This window comes from Clostridium sp. (genome assembly GCF_040797585.1).
GTDB lineage: Bacteria > Bacillota > Clostridia > Clostridiales > Clostridiaceae > Clostridium_Z.
This window is the reverse complement of the sequence record NZ_JBFNEO010000288.1, coordinates 1-2550: the sequence shown is the minus strand read 5'-3', so window position 1 is coordinate 2550 and position 2550 is coordinate 1. Positions and strand designations below refer to the sequence as shown.

The window sequence follows — 2550 nt, the reverse complement described above, 5'->3', positions numbered from 1 at the left end:
AGTGAAAAGTGAGGCAAAGAAAAACACAGATATATCCAGCGATTTTTTGGTTTTTGATGAAGAGGATTGTAATGAAATAATTAAAGAAATTCTAGGAAATGTTAAAATGGACTTATTTATGTTAAGCAGTTTTATATATGAGGTTAAGCATCATTTAGTATCTGTAAAATCTAAATATAGGGCAGACATAGAATATGTAACTAAGGACTTTTTAAATAAAAAGGGAGAAGAATTTTTTAAGAGATTTACTAAGGGAGAAAAGATAGGTTTTACAAAAGAAGCATTGATAAAAAGGGGATATGGATTAATAAGAATATATAATTCTATATTAAAAGAGAGACATGGATTAGATTTTAGTGATCTTGTGATAAATACTTATGAACTTCTAGAGGATAGAGAAACTTTAAACAGATGGAGAGAAAAGTTTAACTACATTCAGGTAGACGAGGTTCAAGATACAAGTATACTTGAATATGAAATAATAAAAAAAATAAGTCTTAATAAGAATTTGAGCTTTTTTGGGGATATAAATCAAACCATTTATAGTTGGAGGGGATCAAATCCCTTTACAATAATAGAAAATTTCAAAGAGACCTTTAAAAGTGTACGAGTTATACATTTTAATAAAAATTATAGATCCACAGAGGTTATTATAAAATCCTCCAATGAGTATTTAAAAACTATTGAAAAAATATATATGATAGAAGATAGCTTAAAAAACAAGGACTTGGGTGCAGAGGGAAATAATAAAGGTGAAAAGATAAAATACAAAGGATTCAATACCTTAGAAGAAGAAGGAAACTTTATCTGTGATATTATAGAAAAGCATTATAAGGATGATTTAAACTCAGTGGCAATTTTAACAAGAAATAATAAATTAAATCTTGCCTACTCTAATATATTAGAGAAAAGAGGGATACCTTCTTTTTTAGTAGAGGAATTTAAGTTTTTTAGAAGAAAAGAAATTAAGGATGCCTTAGCCTATTTAAAACTTGCTTTAAATAAATATGATGTAAACAGTATGAAGAGGATAGTTTTAAATTATGTATCTAATGTAGGGGATAAGACAATTGAATATATAGAAAAAAAGGAAAATAAGGATTTAGGTATAAGGCTTACTGATTTTCTAGATGATAGTACTATAAATTCAGGAGAGCCTTACAGAATGTTATGTGATGCTATTTTAAGTGGAGATGTGGTAATATTTGATGTTGAATCCACAGGAGTTGATATAACTAAGGATGAGATAATACAAATAGCAGCTATAAAGCTTAATAGAGATGGAACCATAGTTCCTTTTGAAGAGTTTATAATACCAAGTAAATCTGTTGGATTATCAAAAGAGGTGCATGGATTTAGTGATGAGTATTTAAATAAAAATGGAAGGAGAGCTAGGGAGGTTCTTTTAGAATTCTTAGATTTTATAAAGGATAAGGTTATAGTGGGACATAATGTACAATATGATCTTGGAATATTAAATAGTGAGCTTAGAAGATTGAATTTAGATCCTTTTAAGATTAAAGGATACTATGATACCCTAGATATGGGAAGAAAGCTTTATCCAACCCTTGAAAGTCATAAACTAGAAACCTTAAGTAAGCTTCTAAAGACTAGTGTAAAACCTAGTCATAATGCAATGGATGATATTTTAGCAACTAAAGATATTCTATTATCTATGGCGAAAAAGCTTAATAGTACATCTATGGAAAGAATGGCTGTCATGGGACTTTATAATAAAAGATTTAAAGATCTTAAAGATCAAATAGATGTTTTAAGAGAACTTATGGATGTAGAAAGGCCTTATAAAATATTAGAAAAGATTTATGAAGTTAGCGGTATTATAGAATATTATAAAAGTAAAAATGAAAATAATAGGATAGAAAACCTAAAGGAATTATATAATTTCTTTAAAAATGGAGACAACCCTTTAGAAAGTCCAAGAGATTCATTAATAAGACTCCTTACAATAACTTCATTGTCTAATAGTGAAATAGATAGAAGCTTTTCTAAGGAAAAGAAGGTACCTATAATAACCATACATCAGGCTAAAGGGTTAGAATTTAGTAGAGTATTTTTACCAGCTTTAAATAATGGAATATTACCAAGCTTTATGAGTAAAACCAGAGAGGAAATATTAGAAGAATGTAGGTTATTTTATGTGGCAATTACTAGAGCAAAAGAAACCCTATATCTAACTAGGCATAGGCAAAAGCATGGAAGAGAAAATTTTAAGGAAGAGGGAAGCAGGTTTTTATATTATCTAGATAAAACTTTAATAGAAAATTTATAGGATATAGGGTTTTTGATTCAAAACTTATCTTATGCACTACTTAAAATCTAATATTTTAAAGGATTTAAGTACATGTATAAGTTAAGATTTAGGCTAAAAACCCTATATAGGGTTCCTAACTGAGTTCTTAACTTATACCAATGATTTTTATCTTGTGACCTTATGGCGTGAAGACCTGTATAACTTAAGAATTAACATAGGAACTCTATATAGGGTTCCTAGGTCAAAGTTTAAGTTATACAAGGTATTTTCTAGCATAA

Annotated in this window: 1 protein-coding gene; it reads left to right on the top strand. The window is 28.2% G+C overall.

Features of this window, described 5'->3' with window-relative positions; translation table 11 throughout:
• Positions 1 to 2290, top strand: a 2290-nt coding sequence (locus AB2369_RS12845) for a 3'-5' exonuclease (protein WP_367666869.1), incomplete at its 5' end; no start/stop codon positions are given.
• Between the last annotated feature and the right edge of the window lie 260 nt (positions 2291 to 2550).